This window comes from Nocardia suismassiliense (assembly GCF_900269665.1).
GTDB classification, from domain to species: domain Bacteria; phylum Actinomycetota; class Actinomycetes; order Mycobacteriales; family Mycobacteriaceae; genus Nocardia; species Nocardia suismassiliense.
Map to the genome: position 1 here is coordinate 8506008 of NZ_LT985361.1, position 14736 is coordinate 8520743.

A 14736-nucleotide genomic window follows, 5' to 3' on the forward strand; every position below is an offset into this window, starting at 1 on the left:
GGCGCGTTCGTCACCCACAACAGCACCGTCCGAGTTATCGTCGGCTGGCACATGGCGTTCATTGAGCGCCGCACATCCAGGTTCGTTCGAAGGAGTTCGCATGGCCGTCAACGTGGTGCTCGACAAGGCTCTCGACAAGGCGTACGAGAACAAGTCGCTGAACGAAATCCTCTCCGCTCCACCCTCGGCCCTCGCCGGTCTCACCGAAGCGCACGACAAGCAGCTGCTCGAGGCGCTCAAGATCAAGACGATCGCCGATCTGGCCAACAACAAGTACTTCCGGCTCGCCGCGACCCTCGCGGACCTCGCCGACAAGGAAGGCTGAGCGAGCTCGGACACGACGACGGCGGGCCCCGCAGGATTTCCTGCGGGGCCCGCCGTTGTTCAGCTCTCAGAGCCGATCGAGGTCGATCAGCCCCCTGCGCACCGCCGCGACCAGCCGGCGCGGCACCTTGTGCACCACACCGGCGACGGTCACCGGCACCAGATCGGGCGGCGTCGCCTTCCACTGCGCGCGCCTGCTGCGGGTATTGGACCGCGACATCTTCCGCTTCGGGACCGCCATCTCAGCCCTCCCCGCGACGCGCGCGCTTGCCGTACTTGCGCTCGAACTTCTCCACCCGGCCCTGGCTGTCCAGCACGCGGTGCGCGCCGGTCCAGAACGGGTGCGAGTCCGAGGTCACGTCGACCATCAGCAGCGGATAGGTGTTGCCGTCGGACCACTGCACGGTGCGCGTGCTGGTCGCGGTCGACCGGGTGAGGAACTGCTTGCCGGTGCCCGCGTCCTCGAACACCACCGGGTGGTAGTCCGGATGGATTCCTGATTTCATTTCGCCTCTCCTCTCGGGCTTTTCACGTCTTCGATCGGCAGCGTCGACTCGGTGCTCTCGCACGGATCGGCATGCCAGGCGCCGAACGGGTCCTCCCACAGCGCGACTCGTTCGGGCGCGCGTTCGACCAGGCGCAGCTCGTCGTCCTCCACCAGCGCCCAGTGCAGGGCCTCGCGGATCTCGTTGGGGTCGGCGTCGTGCACCAGGATCACCAGCGAGATGTCCCGGTCGCCGAACTGGTCGTCCCAGCGCAGCGCGGCCATCGCCCGCCGGTCCGGATCCGCCTGCGCGAGTTCGGCCTCCGACATCGCCGCCAGCCAGCGGCCCGCGCTGCCGACGCGCAGGCCGCCGCCCGCGGACTCCAGCCAGGCCACCTCGTCGGGCTGGGTGGCCAGCCACATCCGGCCGCGGGCGGTCACCACGCCGTCGAACAGCACGTCGAGCGCCTCGTGCAGCCGGCCGGGATGGAACGGCCTGCTTGCCGCGAATTCCAGCAGGGCCACACCGTAATCGCTGGTGAGCGGCGGCTGGCCGCGCAGCAGTGGAGCATGTGCGTCGAACACCCGGCCGCGGCGCGAATGCGCGGCAATGCGCGACAGCAACTCCTCGATCCCGGCCGCGGTGAGCGTCTGCGGATCGTCCACCCAGGCCACCGGCGCGTCGGGGACCAGCCTGGCCAGCACCGCGCCGAGCTTGCCGCGCTCGACCTCGGTCCCCGCCGCCGCGGGCCCCAATGCGATGACCGCGTCGGCGAATTCGACTTGGCCGACGGCCAGCTGCGCCACGGTCCGCTCGTCGTCGGCGCGGGCGAGACCGCGCTCGGCGAGCGTGTCCTCGCCGGTCGCGTCGGCCAGCCACGCGCTCGCGTCCAGGAAGGTCAGCACCGCGTCGATGCGTACGTCCCGTCCGGCCGGTCCGTCGACCCGGCCCAGAATGCCTTCCACCACAACGTGTTCGATGGCGTGGCAGACCGCCTCGGCCTCGAAGGCCGGATCCAGCGCCAGCACGATGCGGTCGACCGAATCCCGCGCGGCCAGCGTGCGCAGCAGCGGCAGCAGGTCGATCCGCAGGGTGCAGGAGACACAGCCGTGCGCGAGCTCGAGCACGTCGGACGTCTCGTAGGTCGCGCTGCGCACCGTGCGGTGCACGATGCCCTCGTTCAGTTGTTTCAGGTCGTGATGGACGACCACGGTGCCGGGCGCTTCCTGGCACAGCGCGGTCGCCGCGTACTCGGCGCCCGCCGCGGCGGGCCCGGCGAATCCCGCGAGCACTACGACCGGTGTTCGCCGGTCGGTCTCCGATGGGACCACGGACAGCACCCCTTTCGATAACGATTTTCATTTGCGTCAGAGCAACGGTACATTGTCGATCAATCGTTGTCGAAAATGATTGTCATCTACCGGAGGGAGCCCGTATGTCGGCCCACTGCCAGGTCACCGGGCGTAAGCCCGGGTTCGGCAAGTCCGTCTCGCACTCGCACAGGCGGACCAACCGCCGCTGGAACCCCAACATCCAGCGCAAGACCTACTTCCTGCCCAGCGAGGGTCGGCGCGTCACGCTGACCGTCTCGGCCAAGGGCATCAAGACCATCGACCGAGACGGGATCGAGGCCGTGGTGGCCCGGATCCGGGCCCGCGGCGACAAGATCTGACGAGGAGAAACCGATGGCGTCCAAATCGACCGAACTCCGGCCGATCGTCAAACTGAAGTCCACCGCCGGCACCGGCTACACGTATGTGACCAGGAAGAACCGCCGCAACGATCCGGACAGGATGGTGCTGCGCAAATACGACCCCGTCGTGCGCAAGCACGTCGATTTCCGCGAGGAGCGGTGAACACGATGCCGCACAACGTCTTTCCGGAGGAGCGCTGACATGGCGAAGAAGTCGAAGATAGCCCGCAACGAGCAGCGAGCCGCCGTCGTCGCGCGCTACGCCGAGCGCCGGGCCGAGCTGAAGGAGCTCATCCGCAAGCCGGCCACGTCGGCCGCCGACCGGGCCGAAGCCCTCGCTGAGCTGCAACGACAGCCGCGGGACGCCAGTCCGGTACGATTGCGCAATCGGGACGCCGCTGACGGACGACCGCGCGGTCACCTCCGGAAGTTCGGATTGTCCCGTGTGCGTGTGCGCGAGATGGCCCACCGGGGCGAGTTGCCCGGTGTGCGCAAATCGAGCTGGTAGACAACCACCGTTCTCGTACGAAGGATCCCTATATGGCAGTCAAGCGAGCACCGTCGAAGAAGGTTCGCGCCGAACAGGCCCGCCGTCCGAAGAAGAACCCGCTCATTGCCGCAGGCATCGAGAAGGTCGACTACAAGGACGTCAACCTGCTGCGCACGTTCATCTCCGATCGCGGCAAGATTCGCAGCCGCCGGGTCACCGGGCTCACCCCACAGCAGCAGCGGCAGGTCGCCGTCGCGGTGAAGAACGCCCGCGAAATGGCCTTGCTGCCCTTCACCAGTCGGTAGTCACTCCGTCGCACAAAAAATGGGACCCCGATCGCTCGGGGTCCCATTTTGTCTTGCGCCGCAATGATTTACGGGATGGTCAGCACCTGGCCCGGGTTGATCGCGTCCGGGTTGTCGATGCCGCTGGCGTTCGCGATCTCCTGGTAGCGGTTGCCGTCACCGTAGAAGCGCTCGGCGATCGCCCACAGGGTGTCGCCCGGCTCGACCGTGTAGGTCTGCGCGGCCGGGGCCGCGGGCGGCGGCGGAACCTCTTCGGCGGCAGGGGCCTCGGCGACCGGCTCCGGCTCCGGGGCCTGCAGCGGGTTGTCGGTCTTGGTGTCGGTGGCCCACAGCGCGCTGCCGTCCTTGCCGTACAGCACCACGTTGCGGTCGGCCTGCACGACCAGCCGGTCCGCGTCCTTGCCGTTGGTCTCGGTGGACCAGGCCGAACCCTCGCCCTTGTACAGCACGAAGTTGCCGTCGTCCTGCAGGGTCGCGCGCTCGACACCCTGGTTGTGAGTCAGGGTGGACCACACCACATTTCCGCCCGGCTCGGCGAGCACCAGGTTGCCGTCGTCCTGCAACGTAAGGGTGTAAGCACCACCCTGCAGGGACTGCCCCAGTCCGAGTTCTTCGCCTACGCGCAGTGTGTCGCCCACGGTACTTCCTTTCGAAGATTCTGAAGAGCATCCGACAATCGATGCGCGCCGCAAACACAGGCGGGCATCTAGGCCGAAGATACTGCTCTGACGGGGGTTACGTAGGGATTACGCGCACGGTTCGCCGAAAGTTCACTGTGGGGTGTGTCCTATTGCCGTGTCATGTTCCGTGTGAGATGGCGGCGGCCGCGCCCACTAGTGTTGTCGGCATGACTCGGATGTCGGGCGGGCGCGCCGCCGCAGCTGTTGCCGTTGTGCTCGGGTGCCTCGCCGCGGCGGGGTGCGGCGGTTCGGATGACGCTGCGCCACAACCGAAAACAAGCACGACGACGAGTGCCGCGCCGAGCACCCCGACCCAGGACACCGGCGGTAACAGCGGCCGCCCGTTCACGGCCGACCCGAGCATCGTGAACGCGCGCCCGATCGCGTTCGACTCCTGGACGCGGCTGGCAGACGACCGGATCGCGGTCAACTTCCAGACCGGCACGCCCGAATGCTACGGCGTGGACGCCACTGTGCGCGAGACTGATTCGACGGTCACCGTCGAGCTGCGTTCGGGCACCCGAGCCGACGCGGTCGGCCGGATGTGCACCATGAACGCGGTGTTCGGCACGCTCGAGCTGACGCTGAAGGCACCTTTGGGCAACCGGCAGGTCCTGGGCGCGGTGTAGGCGGCGGGCGCGCTACGACGCGGGTTCGCCCACGGCATCGGCCAAGGCCGCGAACGCGGGATAGCTGATCGCTTGCGGTGGACCCCAGGTCTGTTGTGCCGTCACCCGCAGCGGCATCGTGATGGCGGCGGCGATCCGGTCCGGCGGCTGCACCGTCGGGTCGTCACACCAGACGAACAGACCCGAGCCGAGGTTGCGGGTGTTCTGGGCCGGCGTCAGGCGGGTGCCGTCCACGAACAGGGTGGGATCCCATAACTGGTAGGCGATGGGCGGTGGCACGTTGCCCACCGCCGTCGGTCCGCCGGTCACGTAGTAGGTCGGCGTGAACGCGGCATTCCTGATCTCGTGGCCCGCGGCGATGAGATCGGCTGGGCTGCGAGCGTTTCCGAAGTACGGCAGGGGCAGCTGCGGGACGCCCGCCCGGCTCCAGTAGTCGACGACGATGTCGGCGCCGATGGCGAAGGTTCCCGCGCCGGCGTGCAATCCGTCATTCCACACGCGCGGCCGCTTGCCGTGCGCGCGGACGATATCCGCGCCCCAGTTGATCAGGCCGAGGAAGGCATCCACCGGCTGCGCCTGCGGACCGTAGGTGGCGCGCGCGTACGCGCCGATCTGCGGGTATTCGTCGAAGCTCGCGACCCGGGCACCGTCGAGCAGGAACTCGTCCGCGCCCAGATGCCAGTAGCGGCCGGGGAACAGCGGCAGGAACTCCTCGAGGATGTCGCGCATCAGGTCGTAGGCGCGCGGATTCGCGATGTCGATGGCCGCGTCGGAGACCCGCCCGTTCGCGCTGCGCAGCTTCAGGTCGGGGTGCGCGGCCAAGATGCCGTTCATGTGGCCGGGGAAGTCGACCTCCGGCATGATCTCGACCTGATATCGCGCCGCGTACTCGATCAGGTCGCGGATGTCCTGCTTCGAATAGTGCTGCGCGGCAGTGATTTCCGGATGCCATTCACTCTCCAAGCGGAAGCCGAAGGTGTCCGAGAGGTGCAGGTGCAGCAGGTTCAGCTTGAGGTAACCCATGCGGCGGATCTGTGCGCGCAGCAGGTCCACCGGCATGAACTCGCGGCCGACGTCCAGCATGAGGCTGCGTTCGCGGTACTGCGGCCAATCGGTCACGGTGCCACCGGGCAGCTCGTTGCGCTGCCGCAGCAGTTGCAGGGCTGAGCTGGTGGCGTAGAACGCACCGGCGAGGTCGGCACCGCGCAGGTCGAGGGTTTCGCCGATCGAAATGCGGTAGGCCTCAGGAGTTTCCGGTGCGCCCGGTACCGGTCCGATGCTCAGCACGATGTCGCCGGCGCTACTAATTGAATCTGATTGCGCAACAACAGTATTGCCCGTGAACGACTGCAAACCGGTGGCGAAATCTGTTGCGGTGTCGCGCAAAGCGTCGTGCGTATAGACCACCCGCGTCTGCGCCCCGAGGGAGAACGCTCCCCTGCCGGGCTCCCAAGCCTTCAGCGTAGGCAGCGTCTGCGGTGCTCCCGGCTCCGCCTCGGCCGAATGCTGTCCACTGAGCGACACCGCCACCGCAGCGATAATCACGACCGCACCCGCAACCACCGCACGAATCGACATGCCTCACTGTACGAAACCCAGCGCCGACAGCACGCCTATCCGCGATCGCCACCGCCAGCCGCCTCGTCGACAACCGCACCGCCATCACCGCAGCCATGCAGGCGCACACTTTTTGATTTCCCGCATACGGATTCGCATGCCATTCCGTATGCGTCAAATCAAAAGGTGTGCGGGAGTTGGTCGCAGGCCCCCAAACGCCGAACGCCACGTCGGTGGACCGACGTGGCGTTCGAAGTCGTTCGGTTCAGTGCGCGAAGTGACGAGACCCGGTCAGGTACAGGGTCACTCCGGCTTCCCGGGCCAGGTCGATGGTTTCCTGGTCACGGACCGAGCCACCGGGCTGCACGATCGCGCGCACACCCGCCTGCACGAGCTGCTGCGGGCCGTCCGGGAACGGGAAGAACGCGTCGGAGGCCGCGACCGAACCCTTGGCGCGGTCACCGGCGCGCTGCACGGCCAGCTGCACCGCGTCCACCCGGTTGACCTGACCCATGCCGACGCCGACCGAGGCGCCGTCGTGCGCGAGCAGGATCGCGTTGGACTTCACGGCACGGCAAGCGCGCCAGGCGAATTCGAGATCGGCGAGGGTTTCGGCATCGGCTGCCTCGCCCGCGGCCAGCGTCCAGTTGGCCGGGTCGTCGCCCGCGGCGTCGAGGATGTCGCGCTGCTGCAACAGTGCGCCGCCGCTGATCGGGCGCAGTTCGGCGCCGGCGCGCAGCGGCGGCTCGGCGATTAGGATGCGCACATTCTTCTTGCGCTGCAACACTTCCACCGCGCCGTCGGCGTAGGCCGGGGCCACGATCACCTCGGTGAAGATCTCCGCGACCTGCTCGGCCATCTCCACGGTGACCGTGCGGTTGGCCGCGATCACGCCGCCGAACGCGCTCACCGGATCGCAGGCGTGCGCCTTGCGGTGCGCCTCGGCGATGTCGGCGCCGATCGCGATGCCACAGGGGTTGGCGTGCTTGATGATCGCCACCGTCGGCGCGGTGTGGTCATAGGCGGCCCGCCAGGCGGCGTCGGCATCGGTGTAGTTGTTGTACGACATCTCCTTGCCGTGCAACTGCTGAGCCTGCGCGAGGCCGAGGCCACCGTCGTTGTTGGTGTACAGCGCCGCCGCCTGGTGCGGGTTCTCGCCGTAGCGCAGCACCGCGGCGCGCTCCCAGGTGCCACCGAGCCAGGCCGGGAACAGCTCGCCGGCCGCCTGCTCGCGCTCGGTCACCCCGGGCACCAGCGTATTCGTCAGCCAGCTCGCGACCGCGACATCATAGCTCGCGGTGTGCTGAAAAGCCTTGGCCGCCAACGCGGTCCGCTCCGCCAGCGTGAAGCCGCCGGACTTCACCGCGCCGAGCACCTCGTCGTAGTCACCGCTGTCCACGACCACCGCCACCGAGGGGTGGTTCTTCGCCGCGGCGCGCACCATCGACGGACCGCCGATGTCGATCTGCTCGACACACTCGTCCGGGCTCGCGCCGCTGGCCACGGTCTCGGTGAACGGGTACAGGTTCACCACCACCAGCTGGAACGCCTCGACGCCCAGCTCCACCAGCTGCTCGACGTGCTCCGGCTTGCGGGTGTCGGCGAGGATGCCCGCGTGCACCCTCGGGTGCAGCGTCTTCACCCGGCCGTCGAGGGTCTCCGGGAAACCGGTGAGCTCCTCGACCTTGGTCACCGGGATGCCCGCGTCGGCGATCTTGCCCGCGGTCGAGCCGGTGGACACCAGCTCGATGCCCGCGGCGTGCAGGCCGGTCGCCAGCTCGATGAGGCCGGTCTTGTCGTAGACGCTCACCAGCGCCCGTTGAATCGCCTTGCGCTCACTCACCGGAGAACTCGCTCATTCGGGATAACTGCCTTTCGTCCGTCGGAAACAATGCCCCGCGTCGCGACGGCGGCGACGACCTGCGCCAGCAACCGCCGCTCGACAACCTTGATGCGCTCGTGCAAACTCGCCTCGTCGTCCTCGGGCAGCACCGGCACCGCCTCCTGCGCGAGGATCGGCCCGGTGTCGACGCCCGCGTCCACCAGGTGCACGGTCGAGCCGGTGACTCGCACCCCGTAGGCGAGCGCGTCACGCACCCCGTGCGCGCCGGGGAAGGCGGGCAGCAGCGCGGGGTGGGTGTTGATGATCCGGCCGCCGAAACGGCCGAGAAAGGTTGGGCCGAGGATCTTCATGAACCCGGCCGAGACCACCAGGTCGGGTGTGTAGCTCGCGACCGCGTCGGTCAGCGCGACATCCCAGGCGGCGCGATCGGGAAAGTCCTTCAGCGCCACCTTGAAGTGCGGCACACCCGCGGCGTCGGCGTGTTCGGTGGCCGCGCACCCGCGGTCGACGCCGACCGCGACGATCTTCGCCGGAAAGTCCGCGGCGGCGGCCGCATCGAGCAGCGCGCGCAACAGCGAACCGGTGCCCGAGGCGAGCACGACCACGGTCGCCGGGGCCGCGGCGGGTGTCCACGCGGCGAGCGGCGACGGGCTGGGGTCGGCAGCCGGCGAGGCCGGCGCGGTGGGTGAGCTCAGGGCTCTACTCCTGCGAGTCGATCCGGATGGCGGACGGAAGAGCTCCGCCGCGATAGAGCCTAACGACCCTCGACCCGGCCACTTTCCGGCAGGTCCGCCTCGACCACCTCGGCATCGACGATGTCCGGTGTGGTATTCGCACCGGGCGCACGCACGGTGTCGATCGCGGTTTGCTCATCGACCAGTTCGCCGTCCAGTTCGACTTCCAGGTCCGCGCCGTCGTAGTCGGCGTAGTCGTCCTCGAAGTAGTCGCGGTGGTCGGTGTACTCGTCGTCGGTGTAGTAGTCGTCCGCGTAATTGTCGTCGGCGTAGTAGTCGTCATCGTCGTCGTACGGGTCGGCATAGCCGTCGGGTGCGGTACCGACCGGGACGAGGAACCAGCGCGCGAATGCCAGCCCGACGTAACCCGGAATGGCCAGCCACGCGAAGGTGACCACGGCGAAGACGGGCAGGTCGAGTCCGATCCGGCCGAAGGTGCCGAGCTCACCGCCCGCGACGACGCCGAGCAGCAGCAAGCCGACGGTGGCCAGCGCCGCCGAGCACAGGGTCGCCCAGGGCGCGTCGATCCGGTCGGTGGAGCTCCGGGCGAGGTCGAGCCCGCCGAGCACGCCCACCGCCGCCGGGATCAGCAACAGCACCGGCCACCAGCCTGCGGCCGGTCCGGTCGGCACCGCCGCCATCAACGGCACGGCCGGAATGGGTCCGCCTGCAACGGAAAACACACCGAACGAGGCGACACCGATCTGCGCGCTGGAGCCGACGAGCACGCCGACCGCCTGCACCACCAGGTTCGGCAGGTAGGCCAGCGAGAGCAGGGTCAGCCCGAGCACCCCGGCGAAATTGCCCGCCCCCTGGTAGGTGTCCCCGACTCGCGGAATGTGCACGAGAAACGAGAGGACGACCAGTGCCGCGGCGCAGCCGAGCAGCCGTAGCATCGCCCGGCCCGCGCCGTACACACCGGAGATCGCCCACTCGGGCAGGCGAAGCAGGACGAACAGCTCACGCCGGTTCCTGGTCGCGATACCGCCCACCGCCGCGATCAGATACAACCCGAAGACCCAGGCGAACGCGGCGAGGGTGTTCGGCGGTTGCAGCGCGACGACACCGGACGCGTCCTCGGCGACCGCGAGACAGATGGCCGTGATCAGCAGTGGACCGCCCAGTGCCGCGCCGACTATCCAGCCGAGATCGGCCCGGGTGCAGTCGGGTTCGACGGCGCGGGCGCATTCCCGCCCGGCCAGCCACAGCACCAGCGCGGTCGGCAGCAGCGGCAGCAGGCCGAGCGAGGTCTTGCCGATCACCAGCGGAACCTGGTGCACGCCAAGCCATCCTGCGGCGATCGCGCCCGAGGTACCGGCGAGGTTGCTGCCCGAGGTCAGCAGCGTGGCGAGCACGAGCACGATGATGGTGGCGAGCGCGTAGGTCGTCGGACGACCGGCAACCAGGACGAGCACCCTGGCGCGCTCCGGGGTCAGCGACAGAAACCCGGCCTCGTCGGGCTCATGCGGCTCGGGCACCTGGCGCGACCCACCGGTCCGGCGGACGAGGGAGTTTCTGGACGAATTCACGAGGCCGCCTCGGGACCGCTCGGCTCCATCGTGCGCTCAGGCGCGCTGCATCCCTGATTCACTCGCTGACGCTCACTCATGACAATTCAGCGTGGCAGCTCCCCCGGCACGAGCGGGTCAGGCGCGCCGGATGGCCCGCGCCGGGGAACTACCGCTACTTGTTGTCGTCGGACGGGCGGAAGGCCTGGGTGGCGTCGGCGGACGGGTCGCCGCCCTGCTCGCCGCCGAACGGCTGGCCCGGCTGCTGCTGCGCGCTCTGCTGGCCCGGCTGCGCGTAGTTCGACGAACCGTACGGCGACTGCTGGGCAGGCTGCTGCGCGGAGCCGAAGTGCTGGGTGGCGTTCTCGTCCGGGCGCGGCTGCTGTGCCTGGCTGGGCGCACCGTACGGCGAACCCTGCTGCGGCCCACCGAAAGCCGTGGTCGGCGGCTGCTGGCCGTATCCGGGCTGCCCGTAGGCCTGGCCCTGCTGACCGTAGGCGGGCTGGCTCGGCTGGCTCTGGCCGTACGGCGAAGCCTGCTGCCCCGCACCGTAACCGGGCTGCTGGCCGTAGGGCGACTGCTGGCCGTAGGGCTGCCCCGGCTGCCCCTGCTGGCTCTGGCCGTAGCCGGGCTGGTTCTGCCCGAACGCGGAGAACGACGACTGTTGCTGCTGGCCGTAGCCGCCCTGATTGAAGCCCGGCTGGCCGGCCGGCCGCGGTGCGGGCGCCTTGACGATGCCCGACTCGAACAGCACCGCACCGACCGCGAGCGCGGCCTGCACGAAGGCGAGCACGAGCAGAGCAAACGCGCCCCACTTCAGCTCGATGCCGTCGGAGAGGGTGAACGAGTGCAGCGCCAGCGCCAGGAAGCCCGCGACGGACGCCGCCGCGGCCGCACCCGTCCAGCTCTGCTTGGGCAGCACCGACAGCGCGGCGAGCAGGCCGCCGAGCAGCAGCAGGCCGAGCAGGGCCGCGCCACCCGCCTCGAACAGGCTCGCGGTCTCACTGTTCGCCACCCGCGCGCCGCCGAAATCGACCGCCTTGGTGCCGACATAGGGCAGGAAACCGAGCAGGAAGTTCAGCACGCCGAGCGCTGCGACACCGACCACCAGGAAGAACGGCAGCCCCTTGGCCTCGGTGCCGGACGCACTCGCGGCGGACGTGGCGCCGGTCGCCGTCGAACCGGAGCTGGGTGGGGTGGAGGGCGCGGGTGTGTTGTACCCGGAGCCCCCGGACGGGTATGACATGTCGTCGTCTCCTAGGTCGAGTCATACGTGGTCTTCAACTGCTGGATCTGCACCTGACGCTACTGCACTCGCTCGTCCGGGTCACCCTCAACAGACCGGGCGGACGACCTGGTCAACCCGGTTCGGCCAGGTCGCGGGCCGTTTGCCAACCGCTAGCACCGCCCTCAGCCCCTCTCAGCAGGGGTTCCGCCACGTCTCACCGGTACAGCCGGTGTGGAACAGCCGGTCGGTGTAGCGCTGCCAGCCGAAGCCCGCCGCGGCGCACTCGGCACGGACGTCGGCGAGCAACGACCGTGCGGCTGCGTCGTCGCCTTCGGCGAACAGCAGCGCGACCGAGACGGCGCGGGCGGCCAGCAGCGGCACGCCGCCGGGCGCGGCCGCGAAGACCTCGTCGAGCAGCGTTCGCGCCGCGCCGGTTTCGCCCTTGGCCAGCAGCACGTCGGCCAGGTCGACGCGGGCCAGGCCGGTCGCGTCTGCCTCGTGGGCAAGGGCGGCGCGGCAGTACGACTCCGCCGCGTCGAGGTGGCCCACGGTGAGCGCGGCGGCGGCGCGGGTCAGATCGTTCAGCGGCAGGATCTGCCGGTCGTCCAATCGGCGGGCGTAGCGGTCGGATTCCTCGGCGGTGGCTAGTGCCTCGTCCAGCCGGCCGAGTCCGAGCAGCGCCTTGGCCCGGTTGCTCAGGCCGCGGGAGAGTCCATGCTCGTCCTGATGCGCCGCGTCGACCGCACTGGATCGGGTGTAGGCCGCAAGTGCCTCGGCGGGCTGTCCCGAATACAGCAGGGCCGTGCCGAGCGCGTCGGCGAACGAGGCACCCTGGGTGTCGCGGACGGCAATCCGCTCCCCCTCGCGCAGCCGGGCGACGGCCTCCGGCAGCCTGCACCGTTCGATATCGACGATGCCCTGGTAATAGCGGACGGTTTGAGCGAGTTCGGCGTCGTAGAGTGGCGCGGCCAGCTCGCCCGCCTTGGCCAGCTGTACCGCCGCGGCCTCCAGGTCGCCGGTCATCAGGGTATGAAAACCGTAGTGGCTCAAGGCCTGTGCCAGCTCGTGCGCGGTGACCTCGGCCGACTCGGTGAGCGCGGCGTAGTGGCGCTGCGCCTCGTGGAACCAGGCCCTGGTCAGCCAGGGCACATGCATCTCCACCGCGAGCCGCAAACCATCGGTGGCCCTTGGTGTTACCGGCGCGCGCTCCAGCGCGGCCAGGATATTCGGCCATTCCGCGAACACCGCGGCGACCGACTCGGCGGCGGCGAATCCGTCGGGCGCACCGATCGCGCGCACCAGATTCAGGCACCAGCGCAGGTGGCCGGCGCGCAGTTGCTCGACCTCCTGCGCCTCCGTCAGCCTGGCCAGCGCGTAGTCACGGACGGTCTCCAAAAGCAGGAAACGTCGTGCCGCGCCGTCCGTCTGGACCGTGACGAGGTTCCGATTCACCAGATCGACCATGGCCGGTGCGATATCGCCTTGCTCGAGATCGCCGACCGGCACCACCGCCTCGGCGGCCTCCAAGGTGCAGCCGCCCGCGAATACGCCGAGCCTGCGCAATACCTTCCGCTCCCGGTCGTCGAGCAGCTCATAACTCCAGTCCAACGCCACCCGCAGGCTGGTGTGCCGACCGCCCGCGACCCCACGCGCACCGCCGACCAGCAGCCGGACCCGATCGTCGATCCGTTGGGCCAGTTGGGAAATCGTCAGTGTCCTGGTGAGACCGGCGGCCAGTTCGATACCGAGCGGCAGCCAGTCCACCGCCGCGCAGATGGCTACCAGGCTGTCCCGCTCCGCCGCCGTCACCAGCCCGTGCAGTCCGGCTCGCTCGATGAACAGCGCCACGGCGACACCGCGATCCAGCGGGCCCAACGGATATACCGACTCCCCGGGTACCGCCAACGGTCGCTGCGACGTCACCAGAATGCTGAAACCCGTTGCTGCCATGACCAATTCGGTCACTGATTCGAGTACGTGCTCCGCATTGTCGAGAACCAGTAGCGCGCCGGCTCCGGCGAGCGCGTCGATGATCCCGGGCAGCGGGGCATTCGGATCGATCGATCCGTCGGCGGCCAGCTCGCCTGCCGCCAATGCCGCTGCCACCGCGGGCAATACATCTTCCGCGCGGTCGAGTGGTGCCAGCTCGACCAGGACGACCGGTCGGCCGGACCGATCGATCGAGCGCGCGAGCTCGGCGGCGAGGCGCGACTTTCCACTGCCCGCGACGCCTACCACGGTGGTCAGGCCCGACTCCGCGAGACGTGTTGTGAGCGTGGCGACTTCACGATCACGGCCGACGAAGCTCGTCATCGGCGTCGCCGGCACCGGCGCGGGGCTACGCCTCGGTCGTGGTTCCGTCGCGGACTCGCTGCTGCCGGTGGCCGTGGTACCCGGTGCGAATTTCACCTGATCGGCCGAGGACAACTCACCACTCGGCACGACCGCCGACGCACGCAACGCCGGATCATGTTCGAGAATGCGGAGTTCCAGCGCACCCGTATCCGGCGAGGGGTCGACACCCAGCTCCTCGGACAATGCCCGCCGCAGCCGCGCCAGCCGGTCCAGCGCGTCGGCCTGCCGCCCCGTCCGATACAACGCCAGCGCCAGCAGACAGGACAGCGGTTCGTGCAGCGGATGCCGCGCGACCAGACCGGTCAGCTCGGTCACCACCTCGCCTGCCGCACCGACTTCGAGGTTCGCCTCCAGTCCCGCGACGGTCAGCGAAAGCCGCCAATCATCGAGCCGCTCCCCTTCGGCCGCCGCGAACGGCACCGTGCGCAGATCGGCCAGCGCGGGCCCCCGCCACAATCCGAGGGCCGCCTCGGCCGCCGCCGCGACAGCACCGTAGTCGCCGGCGCGCCGCGCGGTGTGCAGCCGCTGCGCCGCGGCCTCGGCCGCGAGCAGATCCGTCGCGGCGACCGTCGCCTGATACCCCGCGGGCGTGCGCCCGATGACCTCCGCCAACGGCCCGAGCGCGGCGCGCAATCGCGAAACAACTACCCGCAGTCGCTGCACCGGCCGCTCGACCTCGGCGCCCCACAGATCCTCGGCCAGTCGCCGATCCGGCACCGGGACGCGGTTCGCCAACGCCAACCGCACCAGCACCGCCCGCTCCAGCGGTCGATCGACGGTCACCGCGACACCGTCGGCCCACACCTGCACTGGACCCAACACCAGCACATCCACGCCGACAAGCATGCACCGTCCGGTATGCCCGTGTCTCCCGCATACTGCGCGCATGACGAAGGCCGCCCTCC

General features: G+C 69.3%; 16 protein-coding genes. 6 read left to right on the forward strand and 10 right to left on the reverse strand.

Annotated elements, in window-relative coordinates:
- Positions 1-100 precede the first annotated feature (100 nt).
- The gene (locus tag DBO33_RS38160) at positions 101-325 is read left to right on the forward strand and encodes a hypothetical protein (RefSeq protein ID WP_107659358.1); all 225 of its coding nucleotides are present in this window, start codon (positions 101-103) and stop codon (positions 323-325) included.
- Between the two features lie 66 nt (positions 326-391).
- Here the strand turns inward: DBO33_RS38160 and rpmF are convergent, their stop codons facing one another.
- The 3 genes from rpmF to mrf are packed head-to-tail and all read right to left on the reverse strand — an operon-like array spanning position 392 to position 2149.
- A complete protein-coding gene (gene rpmF, locus DBO33_RS38165) occupies positions 392-565 on the reverse strand; it encodes a 50S ribosomal protein L32 (protein WP_107659359.1) in 174 nt (57 codons plus the stop codon).
- A 1-nt stretch (position 566) separates the two neighbouring features.
- Positions 567-830, reverse strand: a complete 264-nt coding sequence (locus DBO33_RS38170; RefSeq protein WP_107659360.1) for a type B 50S ribosomal protein L31 — start codon at positions 828-830, stop codon at positions 567-569.
- Complete coding sequence (gene mrf / locus DBO33_RS38175) at positions 827-2149, reverse strand: ribosome hibernation factor-recruiting GTPase MRF (protein WP_107659361.1); 1323 nt, start codon at positions 2147-2149, stop codon at positions 827-829. Before mrf ends, DBO33_RS38170 begins: the two co-directional genes overlap by 4 nt.
- Before the next feature lie 95 nt (positions 2150-2244).
- Between mrf and rpmB the strand changes: the two genes are divergently transcribed.
- The 4 genes from rpmB to rpsR are packed head-to-tail and all read left to right on the forward strand — an operon-like array spanning position 2245 to position 3297.
- Positions 2245-2481: a 50S ribosomal protein L28 gene (gene rpmB / locus DBO33_RS38180; RefSeq protein WP_107659362.1), complete on the forward strand. Its 237-nt coding sequence runs from the start codon at positions 2245-2247 to the stop codon at positions 2479-2481.
- 13 nt (positions 2482-2494) lie between these two features.
- On the forward strand, positions 2495-2665 hold the full coding sequence (gene rpmG / locus DBO33_RS38185) for a 50S ribosomal protein L33 (protein ID WP_011211511.1): 171 nt from the start codon (positions 2495-2497) through the stop codon (positions 2663-2665).
- A gap of 39 nt (positions 2666-2704) precedes the next feature.
- Positions 2705-3010, forward strand: a complete 306-nt coding sequence (gene rpsN, locus DBO33_RS38190; RefSeq protein WP_107659363.1) for a 30S ribosomal protein S14 — start codon at positions 2705-2707, stop codon at positions 3008-3010.
- A 32-nt stretch (positions 3011-3042) separates the two neighbouring features.
- Complete coding sequence (rpsR, locus tag DBO33_RS38195; RefSeq protein ID WP_040738992.1) at positions 3043-3297, forward strand: 30S ribosomal protein S18; 255 nt, start codon at positions 3043-3045, stop codon at positions 3295-3297.
- A 68-nt stretch (positions 3298-3365) separates the two neighbouring features.
- On the opposite strand, the gene DBO33_RS38200 is transcribed toward rpsR, so the two are convergent.
- On the reverse strand, positions 3366-3935 hold the full coding sequence (locus DBO33_RS38200) for a LysM peptidoglycan-binding domain-containing protein (RefSeq protein ID WP_107659364.1): 570 nt from the start codon (positions 3933-3935) through the stop codon (positions 3366-3368).
- 209 nt (positions 3936-4144) lie between these two features.
- Here DBO33_RS38200 and DBO33_RS38205 point away from each other — a divergent pair, with 209 nt between their 5' ends.
- Positions 4145-4606 (forward strand): hypothetical protein, encoded by a 462-nt coding sequence (locus tag DBO33_RS38205; protein ID WP_234391268.1) that lies wholly within the window; start codon positions 4145-4147, stop codon positions 4604-4606.
- 12 nt (positions 4607-4618) lie between these two features.
- On the opposite strand, the gene DBO33_RS38210 is transcribed toward DBO33_RS38205, so the two are convergent.
- The 6 genes from DBO33_RS38210 to DBO33_RS38235 all read right to left on the reverse strand — a co-directional run bounded on the left by DBO33_RS38210 (position 4619) and on the right by DBO33_RS38235 (position 14665).
- On the reverse strand, positions 4619-6184 hold the full coding sequence (locus DBO33_RS38210) for a beta-N-acetylhexosaminidase (RefSeq protein ID WP_107659366.1): 1566 nt from the start codon (positions 6182-6184) through the stop codon (positions 4619-4621).
- 244 nt (positions 6185-6428) lie between these two features.
- Positions 6429-8006: a bifunctional phosphoribosylaminoimidazolecarboxamide formyltransferase/IMP cyclohydrolase gene (gene purH, locus DBO33_RS38215; RefSeq protein WP_107659367.1), complete on the reverse strand. Its 1578-nt coding sequence runs from the start codon at positions 8004-8006 to the stop codon at positions 6429-6431.
- Entirely contained in the window at positions 8003-8701 is a 699-nt protein-coding gene (purN, locus tag DBO33_RS38220; protein ID WP_228540331.1) for a phosphoribosylglycinamide formyltransferase, read from the reverse strand. Before purN ends, purH begins: the two co-directional genes overlap by 4 nt.
- 59 nt (positions 8702-8760) lie before the next feature.
- Entirely contained in the window at positions 8761-10269 is a 1509-nt protein-coding gene (locus tag DBO33_RS43305; RefSeq protein ID WP_159080724.1) for a cell division protein PerM, read from the reverse strand.
- 154 nt (positions 10270-10423) lie between these two features.
- Positions 10424-11494, reverse strand: coding sequence for a DUF5336 domain-containing protein (locus DBO33_RS38230; protein WP_107659369.1), 1071 nt, complete (start codon positions 11492-11494; stop codon positions 10424-10426).
- A gap of 174 nt (positions 11495-11668) precedes the next feature.
- Positions 11669-14665: an AfsR/SARP family transcriptional regulator gene (locus DBO33_RS38235; protein WP_159080725.1), complete on the reverse strand. Its 2997-nt coding sequence runs from the start codon at positions 14663-14665 to the stop codon at positions 11669-11671.
- Positions 14666-14736 lie beyond the last annotated feature (71 nt).

Coding starts and splice junctions, on each gene's coding strand:
- DBO33_RS38170 (WP_107659360.1), bottom strand. CDS start 830: ATGAAATCAGGAATCCATCCGGACTACCACCCGGTGGTGTTCGAGGAC.
- DBO33_RS38205 (WP_234391268.1), top strand. CDS start 4,145: ATGACTCGGATGTCGGGCGGGCGCGCCGCCGCAGCTGTTGCCGTTGTG.
- rpmF (WP_107659359.1), bottom strand. CDS start 565: ATGGCGGTCCCGAAGCGGAAGATGTCGCGGTCCAATACCCGCAGCAGG.
- rpmB (WP_107659362.1), top strand. CDS start 2,245: ATGTCGGCCCACTGCCAGGTCACCGGGCGTAAGCCCGGGTTCGGCAAG.
- DBO33_RS38160 (WP_107659358.1), top strand. CDS start 101: ATGGCCGTCAACGTGGTGCTCGACAAGGCTCTCGACAAGGCGTACGAG.
- rpsN (WP_107659363.1), top strand. CDS start 2,705: ATGGCGAAGAAGTCGAAGATAGCCCGCAACGAGCAGCGAGCCGCCGTC.
- DBO33_RS38210 (WP_107659366.1), bottom strand. CDS start 6,184: ATGTCGATTCGTGCGGTGGTTGCGGGTGCGGTCGTGATTATCGCTGCG.
- rpmG (WP_011211511.1), top strand. CDS start 2,495: ATGGCGTCCAAATCGACCGAACTCCGGCCGATCGTCAAACTGAAGTCC.
- DBO33_RS38230 (WP_107659369.1), bottom strand. CDS start 11,494: ATGTCATACCCGTCCGGGGGCTCCGGGTACAACACACCCGCGCCCTCC.
- rpsR (WP_040738992.1), top strand. CDS start 3,043: ATGGCAGTCAAGCGAGCACCGTCGAAGAAGGTTCGCGCCGAACAGGCC.